At 70.9% G+C, this 19156-nt stretch carries 16 protein-coding genes; 9 read left to right on the top strand and 7 right to left on the bottom strand.

The genetic code is table 11. The annotated features are described in order from the left end of the window. Nucleotides 1-84: 84 nt before the first annotated feature. Nucleotides 85-909 carry an oxidoreductase gene (locus ACIF9R_RS22030; protein WP_399982625.1) on the bottom strand — a complete coding sequence of 275 codons (825 nt, stop codon included), beginning with the start codon at nt 907-909 and terminating at the stop codon, nt 85-87. Nucleotides 910-1010: 101 nt separating this feature from the next. Between ACIF9R_RS22030 and ACIF9R_RS22025 the strand changes: the two genes are divergently transcribed. Further along, nucleotides 1011-1991, top strand: coding sequence for an ATP-binding protein (locus ACIF9R_RS22025; protein ID WP_399982622.1), 981 nt, complete (start codon nt 1011-1013; stop codon nt 1989-1991). 3 nt (nt 1992-1994) lie between these two features. On the opposite strand, the gene ACIF9R_RS22020 is transcribed toward ACIF9R_RS22025, so the two are convergent. Continuing rightward, complete coding sequence (locus ACIF9R_RS22020; RefSeq protein ID WP_399982620.1) at nt 1995-3266, bottom strand: hypothetical protein; 1272 nt, start codon at nt 3264-3266, stop codon at nt 1995-1997. A 338-nt stretch (nt 3267-3604) separates the two neighbouring features. On the opposite strand from ACIF9R_RS22020, the gene ACIF9R_RS22015 reads away from it, so the two are divergent. The 6 genes from ACIF9R_RS22015 to ACIF9R_RS21990 all read left to right on the top strand — a co-directional run bounded on the left by ACIF9R_RS22015 (nt 3605) and on the right by ACIF9R_RS21990 (nt 11697). Then, a complete protein-coding gene (locus ACIF9R_RS22015; protein ID WP_399982617.1) occupies nt 3605-6085 on the top strand; it encodes a bifunctional SulP family inorganic anion transporter/carbonic anhydrase in 2481 nt (826 codons plus the stop codon). A 200-nt stretch (nt 6086-6285) separates the two neighbouring features. Continuing rightward, the gene (gene acs, locus ACIF9R_RS22010; RefSeq protein ID WP_399982614.1) at nt 6286-8241 is read left to right on the top strand and encodes an acetate--CoA ligase; all 1956 of its coding nucleotides are present in this window, start codon (nt 6286-6288) and stop codon (nt 8239-8241) included. A 180-nt stretch (nt 8242-8421) separates the two neighbouring features. Next, complete coding sequence (gene nhaA / locus ACIF9R_RS22005) at nt 8422-9858, top strand: Na+/H+ antiporter NhaA (RefSeq protein ID WP_399982611.1); 1437 nt, start codon at nt 8422-8424, stop codon at nt 9856-9858. 85 nt (nt 9859-9943) lie between these two features. Then, nucleotides 9944-10432 (top strand): phage holin family protein, encoded by a 489-nt coding sequence (locus ACIF9R_RS22000; RefSeq protein WP_399982608.1) that lies wholly within the window; start codon nt 9944-9946, stop codon nt 10430-10432. Continuing rightward, complete coding sequence (locus tag ACIF9R_RS21995; RefSeq protein WP_399982605.1) at nt 10429-11379, top strand: alpha/beta fold hydrolase; 951 nt, start codon at nt 10429-10431, stop codon at nt 11377-11379. The genes ACIF9R_RS22000 and ACIF9R_RS21995 overlap by 4 nt, the downstream gene beginning before the upstream one ends. A 138-nt stretch (nt 11380-11517) precedes the next feature. Further along, a complete protein-coding gene (locus ACIF9R_RS21990) occupies nt 11518-11697 on the top strand; it encodes a hypothetical protein (protein WP_399982602.1) in 180 nt (59 codons plus the stop codon). 12 nt (nt 11698-11709) lie between these two features. On the opposite strand, the gene ACIF9R_RS21985 is transcribed toward ACIF9R_RS21990, so the two are convergent. The 3 genes from ACIF9R_RS21985 to nth all read right to left on the bottom strand — a co-directional run bounded on the left by ACIF9R_RS21985 (nt 11710) and on the right by nth (nt 14983). Next, complete coding sequence (locus tag ACIF9R_RS21985; protein WP_399982599.1) at nt 11710-12909, bottom strand: MarP family serine protease; 1200 nt, start codon at nt 12907-12909, stop codon at nt 11710-11712. A gap of 45 nt (nt 12910-12954) precedes the next feature. Further along, nucleotides 12955-13650 carry an NUDIX hydrolase gene (locus ACIF9R_RS21980; RefSeq protein ID WP_399982597.1) on the bottom strand — a complete coding sequence of 232 codons (696 nt, stop codon included), beginning with the start codon at nt 13648-13650 and terminating at the stop codon, nt 12955-12957. Between the two features lie 91 nt (nt 13651-13741). After that, on the bottom strand, nt 13742-14983 hold the full coding sequence (gene nth / locus ACIF9R_RS21975; protein WP_399982594.1) for an endonuclease III: 1242 nt from the start codon (nt 14981-14983) through the stop codon (nt 13742-13744). Between the two features lie 275 nt (nt 14984-15258). On the opposite strand from nth, the gene ACIF9R_RS21970 reads away from it, so the two are divergent. Continuing rightward, nucleotides 15259-15933 (top strand): Crp/Fnr family transcriptional regulator, encoded by a 675-nt coding sequence (locus ACIF9R_RS21970; protein WP_103543795.1) that lies wholly within the window; start codon nt 15259-15261, stop codon nt 15931-15933. A gap of 142 nt (nt 15934-16075) precedes the next feature. Then, a complete protein-coding gene (locus tag ACIF9R_RS21965) occupies nt 16076-16897 on the top strand; it encodes a nucleotidyltransferase domain-containing protein (protein ID WP_399982591.1) in 822 nt (273 codons plus the stop codon). Between the two features lie 103 nt (nt 16898-17000). On the opposite strand, the gene ACIF9R_RS21960 is transcribed toward ACIF9R_RS21965, so the two are convergent. Both ACIF9R_RS21960 and ACIF9R_RS21955 read right to left on the bottom strand, forming a co-directional pair. Then, nucleotides 17001-17831, bottom strand: a complete 831-nt coding sequence (locus ACIF9R_RS21960) for an MBL fold metallo-hydrolase (RefSeq protein ID WP_399982589.1) — start codon at nt 17829-17831, stop codon at nt 17001-17003. Continuing rightward, complete coding sequence (locus ACIF9R_RS21955; protein WP_399982587.1) at nt 17828-18709, bottom strand: NUDIX hydrolase; 882 nt, start codon at nt 18707-18709, stop codon at nt 17828-17830. Before ACIF9R_RS21955 ends, ACIF9R_RS21960 begins: the two co-directional genes overlap by 4 nt. Nucleotides 18710-19156 lie beyond the last annotated feature (447 nt).

Below are 19156 nucleotides of genomic sequence, written 5' to 3'. Positions count from 1 at the left end.
CGCTTGGTAACGCGGTGAACATGCCAGCGGCGGTACGAGTTCTCGTACCGCCGCATCTTTGCGCGGTTCCCGTACGACCGCCTCTCAAGCCGCCCCGCGCTGCAGCGCCTCGCACACCGCCGTCGACTCGCGCGCCCCGAGCTCGACCGCCCGCCCGCAGTGCGCGATCCAGGCGGCCACTCCCTCGGCCGTCCCGGAGACATAGCCCTCCAGAGCCCGCAGATAGGCTTCCCGCCCCAGTTCGGCGTGGCCCGCCTCGGCCGGGCAGACCGACTTGGGGTCGAGCCCGCTGCCGACCAGAACGATGCGTTCGGCCGCGCGGGCGACCAGCCCGTTGTGGGAGGTGAACGGGCGCAGCGCGAGGAGTTCGCCGTGCACGACCGCGGCCGTCACCAGCGCCGGTGCGGAACCGCCCGCGATGATCAGCTCGGACAGGCCGTCCAGCCGGCCGTGCGCCTCCGGCGCGCTCGGCAGCGGAAGGACGATCAGCGGCTCGTCGACCGGCTCACCCTCCTGCCGCGGCCGCCCGACCTGCTCGGCCTTGTCGGCCGCCGCGATCAGGTGCAGCCGGGCCAGCACCCTGAGCGGAGACTGTCGCCAGATGGACAGCAGCTGACCCGCCTCGGCGGTCAGGCGCAGCGCCGCACCCACCGAGCGTGCCTCGTCGTCGCCGCTGAAGTCGCTGCGCCGGCGCACCTCCTCCAGGGCCCAGTCCGCGCCCGACAGCGCCGCCGAGCCACGGGCGCCGCGCAGCGCCGCCTCGGAGGTGATCTCGTTGCTGCGCCGCCGCATGACCCGGTGTCCGTAGACCCGGTCCACGGCCTTGCGCACGGACTCCACGGAGTCGGCCACACCGGGCAAGGCACCCAGGGCCGCGAGCGGGTCGGCGGTCGCACCTGTCGTACTCATGAGTACGACATTACGCACCCCGGGCGCCCGCCCCACGATGGAGTGGTCTTCTTCACGCCCGACTATCACATACAGCGAACACTCCATTACGCTTCGTGAACATGAAAATTGCTTTCGTGGGGAAGGGCGGCAGTGGCAAGACGACCCTGTCCTCCCTGTTCATCCGCCACCTCGCGGCCGACGGGGCTCCGGTCGTCGCGGTCGACGCGGACATCAACCAGCACCTCGGAGCGGCGCTGGGCCTGGACGAGGCGGTGTCCGCCGCCCTGCCCGCGCTGGGCGAGCACCTGCCACTGATCAAGGACTATCTGCGCGGCAGCAATCCGCGCATCGCCTCCGCCGAGACGATGATCAAGACGACGCCCCCCGGCGAGGGCTCCCGGCTCCTGCGGGTGCGCGAGGACAATCCGGTCTACGACGCCTGCGCGCATCCGGTGGAACTCGAGGGCGCGACCGTCCGTTTGATGGTCACGGGCCCCTTTTCCGACGCCGACCTCGGGGTCTCCTGCTACCACTCCAAGACCGGAGCGGTGGAGCTGTGCCTGAACCACCTGGTGGACGGCCCCGGCGAATACGTCGTGGTCGACATGACCGCGGGCTCGGACTCCTTCGCCTCCGGCATGTTCACCCGCTTCGACATCACGTTCCTCGTCGCCGAGCCGACCCGGAAGGGGGTCTCCGTCTACCGCCAGTACAAGGAGTACGCCCGCGACTTCGGCGTCCTCCTGAAGGTGGTCGGCAACAAGGTGCAGGGCCCGGACGACCTCGACTTCCTCCGCGCGGAGGTCGGGGACGACCTGCTCGTGACGGTGGGGCACTCGAACTGGGTCCGGGCCATGGAGAAGGGCCGGCCACCCCGGTTCGAGCTTCTGGAGGAGCCCAACCGGCAGGCCCTGCGCCTGCTGCGCTCGGCCGCCGACGCGACGTACGCACTGCGTGACCGGGAGCGCTACACCCGCCAGATGGTGCACTTCCATCTGAAGAACGCCCGGTCGTGGGGGAACGAGCGCACAGGGGCCGACCTGGCGGCCCAGGTCGACCCCGGCTTCGTGCTCGGCGACAGCGTCACGGCGTCCGCCTGACGATCACCCCTTGGCCGCAGGTGACCCCGGCGCCCCCTTGGGAGCCGGGGCGGGGCCGCCGGCCAGGAAGGACTCCCAGCCCTTCTTCGGGGTCTCGCCGACGCCCAGCGTGCGCAGTTTCGCCAGGGTGGCCGGGTCCTGGGCGTCCAGCCAGTCGGCCAGTTGCCGGAAGGAGACACAGCGCACGTCGGCTTTGTTGCACACCGCCTCGATGACCTCCTCGACGGCCCGCATGTAGGTGCCGCCGTTCCAGGACTCGAAGTGATTACCGATGATCAGGGGCGCCCTGTTGCCCCGGTAGGCCCGCTCGAAGCCCTGGAGCAGACCGTCCCGCATCTGATCACCCCACATCTCGTGCTTGGCCGGGTCGCCCTGGGTGGTGGTACCGGACTGGTTGACCATGAAGTTGTAGTCCATGGTGAGCTGTTCGAAGGAGTGTCCGGGGAAGGGCACGAGCTGCATCGACAGATCCCACAGCCCTTCCTTCTTCTTCGGCCACACCTGGTTGTTGACACCGCTGGTGTCATAGCGGAAGCCCAGTTGGCGGGCGGCCTTCATGAAGTTCTGCTGCCCCTCCAGGCAGGGCGTGCGGGCGCCGATGAGTTCCTTGTCGTAGTCGAAGGGCAGCGGCGCCGAGTCACTCATGCCGGCGTTGGTCTTCCAGGTCTTTACGAAGTGCTTCGCCTGGGCGATCTCGTCCTTCCAGTCCGCCACCGACCATTCACCGACCCCGCCGGCGCTGCCGCAGAAGTGTCCGTTGAAATGGGTACCGATCTCGTTGCCCTCGAGCCAGGCCAGCCGCAGTTGCTTCACGGTGTCGGCGATGCCCTGCGCGTCGTTGAAGCCGATGTCCGAGCGGCCCGGGGAGTGCCGCGGCGGTTTGTACAGGTCGCGTTTCTCCTCCGGGAGCAGGTACACGCCGCTCAGGAAGTACGTCATGGTCGTGTTGTTCTCCCTGGCGACCTTGCGGAAATGGGAGAAGAGCCGCTGGCTGTCCTCCCCCGCGCCGTCCCAGGAGAAGACGACGAACTGCGGGGGCTTCTCGCCGGACTTCAGCCGCTTCGGCCGGGGCACACGGGGTTGCGCCCCGGTGTACGCGGTGGAACCGTCGCCGATCAGCCGGACGACGTTCTTCGGTGCGGGCGCCGGCTTGGCCTTCTCCTGGTCCCGGGGCTGTTCGCCGGCACTGTCGGCGCCGGTTCCGCAGGCGGCGAGCGAGGCGACGCAGACCGCGGCGATCACGGTGCCCGCGGCGATCTTGTGGGTGGCGGCCATCCGCCCACCTTCTTCCTTCTCTCGGGCCGATCTCGATGAGTGAGGGCGTTTTCTGGTGCTGTGCCGGTCCATACGGACAGCGCCGTCAACGTCGCACGAAAGAGAGGAAGGATTAATACGACAAGCCGCTTAAATACTTACTTCACTCGCCGGAGTGACATGTTCCGCCATTTGCCCGAAAAGTCCATGCCACCGCTTTACTCTGAATTACGATTCATTTACTGATTGTTGTCACTTCCCGCCGTTCTGGGGCCATGCCCCACGGCCGCGACCGCCCCCTCACCGAGTGGGGCCCCACCAGTCACGCGACCGCGCAGACCCGAAGGAGACGGGACATCATGTCAGCCTGCGTTCCTGCCCGCGCCACCGATGCGGACCACACCGAGCGCGCCCATCCACCCCACAGCCCGCCGCCCCGCGGCCCCCGGCGTTTCCATGTCGCGAGCGCCGACGTGTCGGCCGCCGTCGCGGTCTTCCTCATCGCCCTTCCGCTGTCCCTCGGCATCGCCCTCGCCACCGGCGCGCCGCTCCAGGCCGGACTGGTCGCCGCCGCCGTCGGCGGTCTCGTCGCCGGGCGGATCGGTGGCTCCCCCCTCCAGGTCAGCGGTCCGGCCGCCGGACTCACCGTCGTCACCGCCGACCTCATCCAGCACTACGGATGGCGAACGACCTGCGCCATCACCGTCCTCGCCGGCCTGGCCCAGCTCGGGCTGGGCTGTCTGCGGGTGGCGCGCGGCGCGCTCGCCGTCAGCCCCGCGATCGTGCACGGCATGCTCGCCGGCATCGGGGTGACCATCGCCGTCGCCCAGCTGCACATCGTCCTCGGCGGCACCCCGCAGAGCTCCGTTCCCGACAACCTCCGCGCACTTCCCGCCCAGTTGGCGAACCTGCACCCCGCGGCACTCTCGGTGAGCGTGCTGACCCTGACGCTGCTGCTGCTCTGGCCAAGGCTCCCCGGCCGGGCCGCACGCCTGCTGCGCAGGGTCCCGGCCGCGCTCGTCGCCGTCGCCGGAGCCACCACGATCGCCGCCGCGGCCGGCCTCGTCCTGCCCACGGTGGACCTGCCTTCCTGGCGCAACCACGCGCTGGCCGGACTGCCCGAGGGTCCGGTGCTCGGCCTCGCCGCCGCCGTACTCACCACGACGCTGGTGTGCAGCGTGCAGTCGCTGCTCGGCGCCGTCGCCGTGGACAAGCTGGTGTCCGGGAGGCCAGGTCCCGAACAGGTCGGGCGGTCCGACCTGGACCGCGAACTGCTGGGCCAGGGCGCGGCCAACATCGTGTCAGGTTCGCTCGGTGGACTGCCTGTGGCCGGAGTCGCGGTCCGCACGTCCGCGAATATCCATGCCGGTGCCGTGAGCCGGAACTCCACGATGCTGCACGGCGTTCTCGTAGTAGCCGCCGCGCTGCTGATGGTCCCACTGCTGGAGTTCATCCCGCTCGCCTCCCTCGCCGCCCTGGTGATGGCCGTCGGCATCCAGATGGTGTCCCTGCACCACATCCGCACGGTGACCCGACACCGGGAAGTCCTGGTCTACGCGGTGACCACCCTCGGCGTCGTGTCCCTCGGCGTCCTGGAGGGCGTGGCTCTCGGTATCGCCGTCGCCGTCGGCGTGGCCCTGCACCGCCTCACCCGCACCCGTATCACTCATCAGGAAGAGGAAGGAGCCCACCACGTACACGTAAGAGGACAGTTGACATTCCTCGCGGTGCCGCGGCTCAGCCGGGCCCTGCACCTCGTACCCCAAGGATCCCGTGTCGTCGTGGCGTTGGACGGCTCCTTCATGGACCACGCGGCGTACGAGGCGCTCCAGGACTGGCAGAGCACCCACACCGCCGGGGGCGGCACCGTCCGGATCACCGGCCGTCGCGCCGGCGTCCGGATCGCCGAACCCGCCGCCCTCTCCTCGGGACATCCCGCCGACGGCCCGGAGTCGGCCGACGCGACCGACGCCGACTGCCGCTGCCGACCCTGGACGGCCTGGCGCAACCACCAGTGCGAGCGCCCACGGTCCGTGCCGGACACCGGCCTTCGGCCGAGCCCAACCCCCGGAACGAACGGAGCAGACGGAGCAGACGGAGCGAACAAAGCCGACGGAACGCGGAGAACGGGCAGAGGAAGGGGCCGGGAACCGGAGCGGCGGGACAGCACCGGCGGAAGTCGGCTGGTGCGCGGAATCAGCACGTTCCAGCGCAACACCGCTCCGCTGGTCCGAGGTGAGCTGGCCCGGCTGGCGCGCGAGGGACAGCGGCCCACGCAGCTCTTCCTGACCTGCGCCGACTCACGGGTGGTCACCTCCATGATCACGTCCAGTGGTCCGGGAGACCTGTTCGTGGTGCGCAATGTCGGCAATCTCGTGCCGCCACCCGAGGCGGAGAGCGGCGACGACTCGGTGGCGGCCGCCATCGAGTACGCCGTGGAGGTGCTGGCGGTGCGCTCGATCACGGTGTGCGGTCACTCGGGATGCGGCGCCATGCAGGCGCTGCTCGACTCCGAACCGGGCGGCGTCCGTACGCCGCTGAGACGCTGGCTGCGGCACGGGCAGCCGAGCCTGGAGCGCCTGGGCGGCGCGAGTGGGCCCCCGCCGCGGCTGGCCGGACGGCCGCCCGCCGACACGGCCGAGGAGCTGTGCCTGGCGAACGTGGTGCAGCAGCTGGATCACCTGCGCGCCCATGAATCGGTGGCCCGGGCCCTGAAAGGCGGCACCCTGGAGCTGCACGGGCTGTACTTCCACGTGGGGGAGGCCCAGGCCTATCTCCTCACGGAGCGGGATGGGGAAAGAATGTTCGATCGAGTGCGGGCCTCGGACCTGGCGATGTGAGGCGGCGTGTCCGGGTGTGAGAGGCGTTACAGACCTTGAACCCGGTCGCTCCGGGACCCGTGGGAGGGGGTGACGTACATCCCGCCACACGACCCCCCCGATAGGTCTAAACCAATTTACCGTCGGCCCTTGTCAGCGCCCACCGGGTCTGATGAGCTGTGGTCTGGGACACAACGGACACCCTGGGAAAGGCAGATGCCGTGAGCAATGAAAGCCTGGCCAACCTTCTGAAGGAGGAGCGTCGCTTCTCACCCCCCGCCGACCTGGCCGCGAACGCCAACGTCACGGCGGAGGCGTACGAACAGGCCAAGGCTGACAGGCTCGGCTTCTGGGCCGAACAGGCCCGTCGGCTGACCTGGGCCACCGAGCCCACCGAGACCCTGGACTGGTCGAACCCGCCGTTCGCCAAGTGGTTCAAGGACGGCGAGCTCAATGTCGCCTACAACTGCGTGGACCGTCATGTGGAGGCCGGGCACGGCGACCGGGTGGCCATCCACTTCGAGGGCGAGCCGGGCGACAGCCGCGCCATCACCTACGCCCAGCTCAAGGACGAGGTGTCCAAGGCCGCCAACGCCCTGCTGGAACTGGGCGTGCGGAAGGGCGACCGGGTCGCCGTCTACCTGCCGATGATCCCCGAGGCCGCCGTCGCGATGCTGGCCTGCGCCCGCATCGGCGCCGCGCACTCCGTCGTCTTCGGCGGCTTCTCGGCGGACGCGCTCGCCACCCGTATCCAGGACGCCGACGCCCGTGTGGTCATCACGGCCGACGGCGGTTACCGGCGCGGCAAGCCGGCCGCGCTGAAGCCGGCCGTGGACGAGGCCGTCGGACGCGTCGACAACGTCGAACACGTCCTCGTCGTCCGCCGCACCGGCCAGGACGTCGCCTGGACCGAGGGCCGCGACCTGTGGTGGCACGAGACGGTGGAGCGGCAGAGCGCCGACCACACCCCGGAGGCGTTCGAGGCCGAGCACCCGCTGTTCATCCTCTACACCTCGGGAACGACGGGCAAGCCGAAGGGCATCCTGCACACCTCCGGCGGCTATCTGACCCAGACGGCGTACACCCACTGGGCCGTGTTCGACCTCAAGCCCGAGAGCGACGTGTTCTGGTGCACGGCCGACGTCGGCTGGGTCACCGGGCACTCCTACATCGTCTACGGCCCGCTCGCCAACGGCGCCACCCAGGTCATGTACGAGGGCACCCCGGACACCCCGCACCAGGGCCGCTTCTGGGAGATCGTGCAGAAGTACGGCGTGACGATCCTCTACACGGCGCCCACCGCGATCCGGACGTTCATGAAGTGGGGCGACGACATCCCCGCGAAGTTCGACCTCTCCTCGCTGCGGTTGCTGGGCTCCGTCGGTGAGCCGATCAACCCCGAGGCGTGGATCTGGTACCGCAAGAACATCGGTGCGGACCGCACCCCGGTGGTGGACACCTGGTGGCAGACCGAGACCGGCGCGATGATGATCTCACCGCTGCCGGGTGTGACCGCGGCCAAGCCGGGCTCCGCCCAGACCCCGCTGCCCGGGATCGCCGCGACCGTCGTCGACGACGAGGCGAACGAGGTGCCCAGCGGCGGCGGCGGTTACCTGGTCCTCACCGAGCCGTGGCCGTCGATGCTGCGCACCATCTGGGGTGACGACCAGCGGTTCATCGACACGTACTGGTCCCGCTTCGAGGGCAAGTACTTCGCCGGCGACGGCGCCAAGAGGGACGACGACGGCGACATCTGGCTGCTCGGCCGGGTCGACGACGTGATGCTGGTGTCCGGGCACAACATCTCCACCACGGAGGTGGAGTCGGCGCTGGTCAGCCACCCGTCGGTCGCCGAGGCGGCCGTGGTCGGCGCGGCGGACGAGACGACCGGCCAGGCGATCGTCGCCTTCGTGATCCTGCGCGGTACGGCGGCCGAGACCGAGGACCTCGTCGGCGACCTCCGGAACCACGTGGGCGCCACGCTCGGCCCGATCGCCAAGCCCAAGCGGATCCTCCCGGTGGCCGAGCTGCCGAAGACCCGCTCCGGCAAGATCATGCGCCGTCTGCTCCGGGACGTCGCGGAGAACCGCCAGCTCGGAGACGTCACCACCCTGACGGACTCCACGGTCATGGATCTCATCCAGGCCAAGCTGCCCCAGGCGCCCGGCGAGGACTGAGCGGGCGGCGGCTGAATCCCGACCGGGTATCCGGCACACCCCGTGCCGGATACCCGGGGGGCTGCTGGTGCAGCTCAGGGGCACGTTGGTTAGGGTGAACACCAAACTGTTGTCTCATGGGGCGCCGGGAAGTCTGGTCGGCACGCGATTCGTGCTACCCGCCGACCGGAGGAACACCCTGTGACCGCGCCCCGCACCCCCGACTCCCGCAAAGTCCTCGGACGTCTCACACTGCCCGAGCGGACGTTCATCACGGACGCGCTGCGCACCGAGACCGTCGGTGGTGTGCTGCTCCTCCTCGCCGCCGTCGCCGCGCTGATCTGGGCGAACGTACCCGCGTTGAGCGACAGCTACGAGAGCGTCAGCGACTTCCACTTCGGCCCCGGAGCCCTCGGGCTGAACCTGTCCGTGGCGCACTGGGCCGCCGACGGGCTGCTCGCGATCTTCTTCTTCGTCGCCGGAATCGAGCTCAAACGCGAACTCGTGGCCGGTGACCTGCGCGATCCCAAGGCCGCCGCGCTCCCCGTCGTCGCCGCCCTGTGCGGCATGGCGGCACCGGCGCTGGTCTACACGCTCACCAACGGCATCGGTGGCGGCTCGCTGGCCGGCTGGGCCGTGCCCACCGCCACCGACATCGCCTTCGCGCTCGCCGTGCTCGCCGTGATCGGCACCTCCCTGCCGAGCGCGCTGCGCGCCTTCCTGCTCACCCTCGCCGTCGTCGACGACCTGTTCGCGATCCTGATCATCGCGGTCTTCTTCACCGCCGACCTGAACTTCGCGGCGCTCGGCGGCGCCGCCGCGGGCCTGGCCCTCTTCTGGCTGCTGCTGCGCAAGGGCGTACGCGGCTGGTACGTGTACGTGCCGCTCGCGCTCGTCGTGTGGGGGCTGATGTACAACAGCGGCATCCACGCCACCATCGCCGGCGTCGCCATGGGCCTGATGCTGCGCTGCCACCGGCACGAAGGCGAGGAGCACTCCCCCGGCGAGACCATCGAGCATCTCGTCCGGCCGCTCTCGGCGGGCCTCGCGGTCCCGCTGTTCGCTCTGTTCAGCGCGGGCGTGGCGGTCTCCGGCGAAGCGCTCGCGGAGGTGTTCACCCAGCCCGAGACGCTCGGCGTCGTCCTCGGACTCGTGGTCGGCAAGATGCTCGGCATCTTCGGCGGCACCTGGCTGACGGCCCGCTTCACCAAGGCCTCGCTCAGCGACGACCTCGCCTGGGCGGACGTGTTCGCGGTGGCGACCCTCGCCGGAATCGGCTTCACCGTCTCGCTGCTCATCGGTGAACTCGCCTTCGAGGGAGACGCTGCGATGACCGACAGCGTCAAGGCCGCCGTCCTGACCGGATCCCTGATCGCCACCGCCGTCGCGGCCGTCCTGCTGAAGGTACGGAACGCCAAGTACCGCAGGCTGATCGAGGAAGAGGAGCGCGACGAGGACCTCAGCGGCGTGCCGGACGTCTACGAACAGGACGACCCGGCGTACCACCTGCGCATGGCCGCGATCCACGAACGCAAGGCCGCAGAGCACCGCCGACTCGCCCAGGAGAAGGCCGCCGAGCGGGACGCGCTTGCCGAAGTGACGGGCGGGGCAAGCGATCAGCAGGACGGTCCGGCATGATCTGACGAGACGGTACAAAAGTTCTGGACCGTACGCGCAGACATGAGGATCGTACGCAGGGCGTACGCAGGAGAGGGAGACCGCGATGAGCGCACCCGACGGCAGCCCGGTCGGCGCCGAACGCAGCATCGGCCAGCTGTTCGCCTCGGCGACGGCCGACATGTCGGCGCTGGTGCACGACGAGATCGCGCTGGCGAAGGCGCAGATCGCGCAGGACGTCAAGCGGGGTGCGACCAGTGGCGGCGCGTTCACGGCGGCCGGAGTGCTGCTGCTGTTCTCCCTCCCGATGCTGAACTTCGCCCTCGCCTACGGCATCCACACCTGGAGCGACTGGAACCTCGCGCTCTGCTTCCTTGCGTCCTTCGCGGCGAACGTGCTGATCGCCGTGGTTCTCGCGCTCATCGGCGTGGTCTTCTTCAAGAAGGCCAAGAAGAGCCGCGGCCCGCAGAAGGTGGCCGCCTCGGTGAAGGAGACGGCGGGCGTGCTGCAGAGGGCCAAGCCGCATCCGCGTCCCGCCCTGCCCGAGGACCGGGTCCCCCCCGCCATCGAGGCTGTGGCACGCTCGTCCTCATGACGGACCCCGCCACCCCTTCGGCGCAACCCTTCTCGGTCGTACGCCTCGACGTCCCCGGCGGCCCGGGGCTCATCCACCGGGATGTCGCGGCCAACGGCGCCCGCTTCCACATCGCGGAGGTGGGCGACGGCCCCCTGGTGCTGCTGCTGCACGGGTTCCCCCAGTTCTGGTGGACCTGGCGGCACCAGCTGACGGCGCTCGCCGACGCCGGGTTCCGGGCCGTCGCCATGGACCTGCGGGGCGTCGGCGGCAGCGACCGCACGCCGCGCGGTTACGACCCGGCCAACCTCGCGCTGGACATCACCGGGGTGATCCGCTCCCTCGGCGAGCCGGACGCCGCGCTCGTCGGACACGACCTCGGCGGATATCTGGCGTGGACGGCCGCGGCGATGCGCCCCAAGCTCGTACGACGGCTGGCGGTCGCCTCCATGCCGCATCCGCGGCAATGGCGGTCGGCGATGCTCTCCCACGCCAGGCAGTCGGCCGCCCTCTCCCACATCTGGGGGTTCCAGCGCCCCTGGATCCCGGAGCGGCAGCTGACCGCGGACGACGGGGCACTCGTGGCGAAGCTGATCCAGGAGTGGTCCGGGCCCCAGCCGCCCGACGAGAAGGCGCTGGAGAACTACCGGCGGGCCATGTGCGTCCCCTCCACGGCGCACTGCTCGATCGAGCCGTACCGCTGGATGGTGCGCTCCCTGGCCCGGCCGGACGGCATCCAGTTCAACCGCAGGATGAAGCGGCCGGTGCGGGTGCCGACGCTGCATCTGCACGGCTCGCTGGATCCGGTCGTACACACCCGCAGCGCCGCGGGTTCCGGGCAGTACGTCGAAGCGCCGTACCGCTGGCGGCTGTTCGACGGGCTGGGACACTTCCCCCACGAGGAGGACCCGGTCACGTTCTCGACAGAACTGATCAATTGGCTGAAGGATCCCGAGCCGGACAGGTAACCGATCGGACGCCCTCCGTCGTCCTCCCGATCCCCCATTCTGAACGCTTGTCCGACGAACGCCACTTGCCCGCCGCATAGGCCAATTGAGAGCTCATCAGGCGGTTATCGACCATGAGGCGGGGGCAGACGTCGGGGTATGGGCTGGACGCACGACTACAACGCAGGCCGCAATCGCCGCTCGGCGAGCGGTGTGGGATCCCACCAGCGAGGCGGTGCACCGCAGATGGCGGATACGGATCTCAGGGTGGGAATCCCGCGCATCCTCCGCCGCCGGGCGCGCTGGGTGTCCGTACGCCTTCGCCATCCCCGCGGCTGACGCCGGTTCGGCTCACAGCGCGCAGCTGTCGCTGTCCACCTGACGGTTCGCGGTACGCCCCTTGACGATGTCCTCCTGGATCTCGTCCACGGTGAGCGCGTACCCCGTCTCGGCGTTGTCCCGGGACTTGGCGAAGACCACGCCGTAGACCGTGCCGTCGGTGCTCAGCAGCGGCCCGCCGGAGTTGCCCTGACGGACATTCGCGAACAGGGAGTACACATCACGCCGGACCGTGCTCCGGTGGTAGATGTCCGCCCCGTTGGCCGTGATGCGGCCGCGTACCCGCGCGGCCCGCACGTCGTACGCCCCGTTCTCGGGGAAGCCGGCGACGATGGCCCCGTCACCGCTGCTCGCGTCCTCGGTCGCGAACCGCAGCGCCGGTGCCTTCATGTCGGGGACGTCGAGGACGGCGATGTCGCGCTCCCAGTCGTAGAGGACGACCTGCGCGTCGTACTTCCTGCCCTCGCCGCCTATCTGCACGGTCGGTTCGTCGACGCCGCCCACGACATGCGCGTTGGTCATCACGCGACGGTCGGCGAAGACGAAGCCGGTGCCCTCCAGAACCTTGCCGCAACTCTCGGCGGTGCCCATGACCTTGACGATGGAACCCTGTGCGCGGACGGCCACGGGACTGCTCGCGAGGGCCGGGTCCGGCGGTCTCACGTCGTTGATCGGCTCGTTGGCGAACGGGCTGAAGACCTGCGGGAAACCGTTCTGCGCGAGGATGGAGGAGAAGTCGGCGAACCAGGTGTCGGCCCGGTCGGGCAGCACCCGGGCGACCCCGAGCAGCACCTTGGAGCCGCGGACCTCCCGGCCCAGTGTGGAGAGTGTCGTACCCGCGAGGGCCGAGCCGACCAGCCAGGCGACCAGGAGCATCGCGACGACGTTGACCAGGGCCCCGCCGGTGGCGTCGAGCGCGCGGGCCGGGGACCAGGAGATGTAGCGGCGCAGGGTGCTGCCGAGGTGCGTGGTCAGTGCCTGGCCCACGGAGGCGCAGACGATGACGACCACGACCGCGACGACGGCGGCGGTCGTGCCGACCTCCGCGTCGTCCGTCATGGCGTCCCAGACCAGGGGCAGCACATACACGGCGGCGAGTCCGCCGCCCAGGAAGCCGATCACGGACAGGATGCCGACGACGAAACCCTGCCGGTAGCCGACGACCGCGAACCACACGGCGGCCAGCAGCAACAGGATGTCCAGCACGTTCACCGCTTCAAGCCCCGCCTCTTCGTACCCAGCACGGCGACCACCCTGTCATGACCGCCAGTCCAGGGGGACGTGCTTGTCGCGATCCCAGGGGCGCTCCCACCCCGCGAAGTGCAGCAACCGGTCGATGACCCCCGCGGTGAAACCCCACACAAGGGCCGATTCGACCAGGAATGCCGGGCCCTGGTGCCCGCTGGGGTGGACCGTGGTCGCACGGTTGTCCGGGTGGGTGAGATCCGCCACGGGAACGGTGAACACCCGCGCGGTCTCGTTCAGGTCGACGGCGTCCACCGGGCTGGGTTCGCGCCACCAGCCGAGCACGGGGGTGACGACGAAGCCGCTGACCGGGATGTAGAGCTTGGGCAGAACGCCGAAGAGCTGGACGCCGGACGGGTCGAGCCCGGTCTCCTCCTCGGCCTCGCGCAGAGCGGCCCGCAACGGCCCCTCGCCCTGCGGGTCACCGTCCTCGGGGTCCAGGGCGCCGCCGGGGAAGGACGGCTGCCCGGCGTGCGAGCGCAGTGAGCTCGCCCGCTCCATGAGCAGCAGCTCCGGGCCACGCACGCCGTCGCCGAAGAGGACGAGGACGGCCGACTGCCGCCCCGCGCCGTTCTCCGGGGGCAGGAAGCGGCTCAGCTGCCTCGGCGCGACCGTCTCCGCCGCCCGGGCCACCGGGTCGAGCCAGCGGGGCAGCCCCTCCTGGCTGACCGTCACCGGGCCACCCTGGGTACCGCTCGCCCGTGTCATCGCCACCCCCCTCGTCCGGCCGCGTCCCAGGGGTTCAACGCCCTGCACCACCGAGATCGTTCCTCCGGGCGCCGTGGGGCGCGGTGCTCCGTCATCCGGCCCCCAGCGGCGGAGCGGGCCTGCCACCGGCGTCGAGGTAGGACTGCGGGGGGTTCAGACGCTGGCCCGGAAGGCCGCCCTTCTCGTACTTCAGCAGCTTCCGCGCCTTCTCCGGATCCGTCTCGCCCTCGCCGTACGCCGGGCAGAGCGGCGCGATGGGGCAGGCGCCGCAGGCGGGCTTGCGGGCGTGGCAGATGCGGCGGCCGTGCCAGATCACGTGGTGGGACAGATCGGTCCAGTCGCTCTTGGGAAAGAGCGCGCCGACGGCCGCCTCGATCTTGTCGGGATCGGTCTCCGCGGTCCACCGCCAGCGGCGCACGAGTCGCTGGAAGTGGGTGTCCACGGTGATGCCGGGGCGGCCGAAGGCGTTGCCCAGCACCACGAAGGCGGTCTTGCGGCCCACGCCGGGCAGCTTGACGAGATCCTCGAGCCGGCCGGGCACCTCGCCGCCGAAGTCCTCCGTGAGCGCCTTCGAGAGTCCGATCACCGACTTGGTCTTGGCCCGGAAGAAGCCGGTGGGGCGCAGGATCTCCTCCACCTCCTCCGGGTCGGCCGCGGCCAGGTCCTCGGGGGTGGGGTACTTCGCGAAGAGGGCGGGCGTCGTCTGGTTGACGCGCAGGTCGGTGGTCTGGGCCGACAGCACCGTGGCGACGACGAGTTGGAAGGGGTTCTCGAAGTCCAGCTCGGGATGGGCGTACGGGTACACCTCGGCGAGCTCACGGTTGATCCGGCGCGCCCGCCGGACCAGCGCGGTGCGCGACTCGTCCCCGGCCGGCTTCACCACGGTCTTCGCAGGGGCCGCCCGGACGGCCGCGGTCGCCTTCTTGGGGGCGACGAGCTGCTTCCTGGGAGGCGGGGCCTTCTTGATGGGAGTGACCTTCCTGGCGGAGGGGGTGGTCGTCCTTCCACCGGCGGCGGCCTTCTTGGCGGGTGCAGCCTTGCGCGCGTGTGCAGCCTTGCGCGCCGGCGCTGCCTTGGACGCGGGTGCAGCCTTGGACGCGGGTGCAGCCTTACGCGCGGGCGCCGCCTTGGACGCGGGTGCCGCCTTGCGCGCGGGCGCCGCCTTGCGGGCAGGTGCGGTCTCGTCGTCCGACGCCTTGCCGCTTCCGGCCTTCCCGGCCGCGGTCCTCCTGGACGCGGCCTTCTTCCGCGGCTTCTCCTCCGGCTCTTTCGACGGCGACCTCTTTGCCGCTTCCGCCGTTCCCTTACCGCCATCGGAGACCTGTTCGCCCACAGCGGAATCGCGACGTACCCTCACTCGCGCAGCCCCCTCGGCCTGTGCTCTCACCGGCGATTTGGACACCCGGCCAGCCTACGACCCGGCACCGACATCCGCCCCGGTCCCTGAAGTCCGGCATCCAATTGGACCCCTGCCGCATACCCCGACCGGCCCGTACGGCATCCTTGTGACAGATCACACTGTTTGGACCGTCCGGCAAAATGGGCACCACGGTCCCCTGGTACGTGGGGAACAAGATCCCCTGAGCAGTTCGACAAGGGAGAGAACTCGTGGACGACGTTCTGCGGCGGAACCCGCTCTTCGCGGCGCTCGATGACGAGCAGGCCGCGGAGCTTCGCGCCTCCATGAGCGAGGTGACTCTGGCACGGGGCGACTCCCTGTTCCACGAGGGCGACCCCGGAGACCGCCTGTACGTGGTCACCGAGGGCAAGGTCAAGCTGCACCGCACCTCCCCCGACGGCCGCGAGAACATGCTCGCCGTGGTCGGCCCGGGCGAGCTGATCGGTGAGCTGTCCCTCTTCGACCCGGGCCCGCGCACCGCGACGGCCACGGCGCTGACCGAGGTCAAGCTGCTCGCCCTCGGCCACGGCGACCTGACGCCCTGGCTGAGCACCCGTCCCGAGGTCGCCACCGCGCTGCTGCGGGCCGTCGCGCGCCGGCTGCGCAAGACCAACGACGCCATGTCGGACCTGGTCTTCTCGGACGTCCCGGGCCGTGTCGCCCGCGCCCTGCTGGACCTCTCCCGCCGCTTCGGCGTGCAGTCCGAGGAGGGCATCCACGTGGTCCACGACCTCACGCAGGAGGAGCTGGCCCAGCTGGTCGGCGCGTCCCGCGAGACGGTCAACAAGGCCCTCGCGGACTTCGCCCAGCGCGGCTGGCTCCGTCTGGAGGCCCGCGCGGTGATCCTCCTCGACGTCGAGCGCCTCGCGAAGCGCTCCCGCTGACCTCCGGGCACGACCGTCCGGCGGAGCCCCGCTTTCCACGGAGAGCGGGGCTCCGGCGTGTCCGCGTACTCCCGCCCGGTCCGACGCGAGGCCCCGGAAAACGACCTGCCCCGGACCGCCCCCGCGCGACACAGTGACGCGTATGGCCGACACCGTGCAGCGACCCGGACTGGACCCACAGGGATACATCAGGCGCGAGGGCTCCCTCGCGCGGGTGCAGCCCGCGTTCCGCCCCATGGTGGCCGCCGCGCGGGAGCGGCTGAGCGCCATCTTCGGGACGCGGCTGAACGGCGCGTACCTCTACGGGTCCGTACCGCGCGGCACCGCACGCGTGGGCCGCAGCGACCTCGACCTGCTGGTCGCCCTGCACGGTGAGCCGACCGCCCGTGACCGGGACGCCGCGCGCGCGATGGAGGACCGGCTGAACGGCGCGTTCCCGCAGATCGACGGCGTCGGCACGCTGCTCTACGCACGGGAACGGCTGCTGAGCGAGCTGGAGAGGCACGACCTGGGGTGGTTCGTCTCCTGCCTGTGCACACCGTTGTGCGGCGAGGACCTCGCCGGGCTGCTGCCGCGCTACCGGCCCGATGCGCTGCTCGCCCGCGAGACCAACGGCGATCTGGCGCTGCTCCTCCCCCGCTGGCGTGAGCGGATCGCCGGGGCCGACGGCACGGAGGAGGCACTGCGGCCCCTCGTGCGCTTCATGTCCCGTCACCTCGTGCGCACCGCTTTCACCCTGGTGATGCCCCGCTGGAACGGCTGGACCAGCGACCTGACGGAGATGGCCGAGGCGTTCGGCGCGTACTACCCGGAGCGGGCGGCCCGGCTACGGGCGGCCGCCGCCCTCGGCCGCGAGCCGTCCGGCGACCCCGCGGTCCTCGCCTCGTACGTCGACGACCTGGGCCCGTGGCTCGCGGCGGAGTACGCGCGCGTGCACGGCGTGAAGGCGGCCCGGCCGAAGTGAGCACAGCGGTCCCGCGCATGCCCGGGGCCCCTCGCCACCTCACCACGGCGCCCGCACCCGCACCCGCACCCGCACCCGCACCCGCACCCGCACCCGCACCCGGCTAGATGATGCCGTGCTCCCGCAAGTACTCCACCTGGGCGCGTACCGACATCTCCGCGGCCGGCCACAGCGCGCGGTCGACGTCTGCGTAGACGTGGGCGACGATCTCGGACGGGCCGCGGTGACCGGCCTCGACGGCGGTCTCGACCTGGGCGAGGCGATGCGCGCGATGGGCCAGGTAGTACTCGACGGCGCCCTGGGCGTCCTCCAGGACGGGACCGTGGCCGGGCAGGACGGTGTGGACGCCGTCGTCGACGGTGAGCGACCTGAGTCGGCGCAGCGTGTCCAGGTAGTCGCCGAGGCGGCCGTCGGGGTGGGCCACGACGGTCGTACCGCGGCCCAGGACGGTGTCGCCCGTGAGGACCGCCCGGTCCGCCGGGAGGTGGAAGCACAGCGAGTCGGACGTGTGGCCGGGGGTCGGTACGACCCTCAGCTCCAGGCCGCCGACGGTGATGACGTTTCCGGCGGCCAGCCCTTCGTCACCCAGCCGCAGCGCCGGGTCCAGGGCCCGCACCTTGGTTCCGGTCAGTTCGGCGAACCGGCCGGCGCCCTCCGCGTGGTCGGCATGACCGTGCGTCAGCAGGGTGAGGGCGACCCGCTTCCCGGCCCGCTCCGCCGTTGCGACGACGTGCCGCAGGTGTCCCTCGTCCAGCGGGCCCGGGTCCACCACGACCGCCAGGTCCGAGTCCGGCTCCGACAGGATCCAGGTGTTGGTGCCGTCCAGGGTCATCACCGACGGGTTGGGAGCGAGCACGTTGACGGCACGCGCGGTGGCGGGACCGGAGAGGACACCGCCCCGCGGCTGCCCGGGCAGGGAGCTTGCGTCCGTCATGCGCGGGTTCCCCCGGTCGGGATGTGCTTGGTGAACTCGTCGTGCCCGGGCCAGGAGAGCACGATCCGGCCCTCCTCCAGGCGCGCGGTGGCCAGTACCGGCGTGAGATCCCGCGCGGGAGCCGCGTCGAGCGCCTCCTCGGCCGTGGCGTACGCGGTGAGCTGGCGCAGGGTGGCGATGGTCGGGGGCATCATCAGCAGTTCGCCCCGGTCGTAGCCGGCGGCCGCCCCGCGCGGGGCGATCCACACCGTGCGGTCCGCCTCCGTGGAGGCGTTGCGGGTGCGCTGGCCCTCGGGGAGCCTGGCGACGAAGAACCAGGTGTCGTAGCGGCGGGACTCGAACTCGGGAGTGATCCATCGGGTCCAGGCCCCGAGCAGGTCGGAGCGCAGGACCAGGCCGCGGCGCTCCAGGAACTCGGCGAAGGACATCTCCCGCGCGACGAGCGCGGAACGGTCCGCTTCCCAGTCCTCGCCCGTCGTGTCACCGACCACGGAGCCGGGGGTGGGTCCGGCGAGCAGGACTCCGGCCTCCTCGTACGTCTCCCGTACGGCCGCGCAGACGATGGCCTGGGCCCCCGCCTCGTCGACCCCGAGCCGGTCCGCCCACCATGCGCGCGTGGGACCCGCCCAGCGGACGTGCCCGTCGTCGTCACGCGGGTCGACACCGCCACCGGGGTAGGCGTAGGCGCCGCCCGCGAACGCCATGGACGTACGCCTGCGCAGCATGTGGACGGCGGGCCCGTCGCCGGTGTCCTTGAGCAGCATGACGGTGGCCGCCCGCTTCGGCACGACCGGCGTGAGGCTGCCACCGGCGAGCGCCCGGATCCGCTCCGGCCACTCCGGCGGGTACCACTGCCCATCTGCCTGCGCATGCGCCATGGACGGAGGCTATCCCTTGAATCCTCCCCCAGCTGAAGCAGGGGGACTCCTGGCTCACGCCGCCTGCGGGTCAGCGACCCGACAGGTCTTCCACGATCAGCACCAGCCGGGTTGAAACCAACCCGGGGTCATACAGCAAAGCTCGGAGGTCCATGTGCTGTCCTGGTTCTCGATCAGCACGACGCACGCGCTTGGTTCTCGCAACGTACGGCGTGCAGCATGCCCGGCCGGGTGGGCGGTCTTTCGCCTTGACGGCGAAACCCCGTTTCCTGCCCTGCTTCGCAGGGGTCCGATTCCTCCAAGGGCTGAAGGCCGGGGCATCCTCGGGGGAGCCAGGTGACCCCGGGGACAGCGAGGACAGCGAGGACAGCCGTACGTGCGCCTCGGGGACGCGGGCGGTCCGGACTCCGGCCACGACCCGGGTCTCCGGCGCCGCAACCCAGGTCC

It is taken from the genome of Streptomyces sp. NPDC086080, from assembly GCF_044540255.1.
Taxonomy (GTDB): Bacteria; Actinomycetota; Actinomycetes; order Streptomycetales; family Streptomycetaceae; genus Streptomyces.
The sequence above is the reverse complement of the archived record's forward strand: the minus strand, read 5'-3'. Positions and strand labels throughout refer to the sequence as shown.

Bases quoted from the DNA above. Each gene is read 5' to 3' on its own strand.
- ACIF9R_RS22030 (WP_399982625.1), bottom strand. From the start codon at position 909: ATGAGTACGACAGGTGCGACCGCCGACCCGCTCGCGGCCCTGGGTGCC.
- ACIF9R_RS22025 (WP_399982622.1), top strand. From the start codon at position 1,011: ATGAAAATTGCTTTCGTGGGGAAGGGCGGCAGTGGCAAGACGACCCTG.
- ACIF9R_RS22020 (WP_399982620.1), bottom strand. From the start codon at position 3,266: ATGGCCGCCACCCACAAGATCGCCGCGGGCACCGTGATCGCCGCGGTC.
- ACIF9R_RS22015 (WP_399982617.1), top strand. From the start codon at position 3,605: ATGTCAGCCTGCGTTCCTGCCCGCGCCACCGATGCGGACCACACCGAG.
- ACIF9R_RS22000 (WP_399982608.1), top strand. From the start codon at position 9,944: ATGAGCGCACCCGACGGCAGCCCGGTCGGCGCCGAACGCAGCATCGGC.
- ACIF9R_RS21995 (WP_399982605.1), top strand. From the start codon at position 10,429: ATGACGGACCCCGCCACCCCTTCGGCGCAACCCTTCTCGGTCGTACGC.
- ACIF9R_RS21990 (WP_399982602.1), top strand. From the start codon at position 11,518: ATGGGCTGGACGCACGACTACAACGCAGGCCGCAATCGCCGCTCGGCG.
- ACIF9R_RS21980 (WP_399982597.1), bottom strand. From the start codon at position 13,650: ATGACACGGGCGAGCGGTACCCAGGGTGGCCCGGTGACGGTCAGCCAG.
- ACIF9R_RS21965 (WP_399982591.1), top strand. From the start codon at position 16,076: ATGGCCGACACCGTGCAGCGACCCGGACTGGACCCACAGGGATACATC.
- ACIF9R_RS21960 (WP_399982589.1), bottom strand. From the start codon at position 17,831: ATGACGGACGCAAGCTCCCTGCCCGGGCAGCCGCGGGGCGGTGTCCTC.
- ACIF9R_RS21955 (WP_399982587.1), bottom strand. From the start codon at position 18,709: ATGGCGCATGCGCAGGCAGATGGGCAGTGGTACCCGCCGGAGTGGCCG.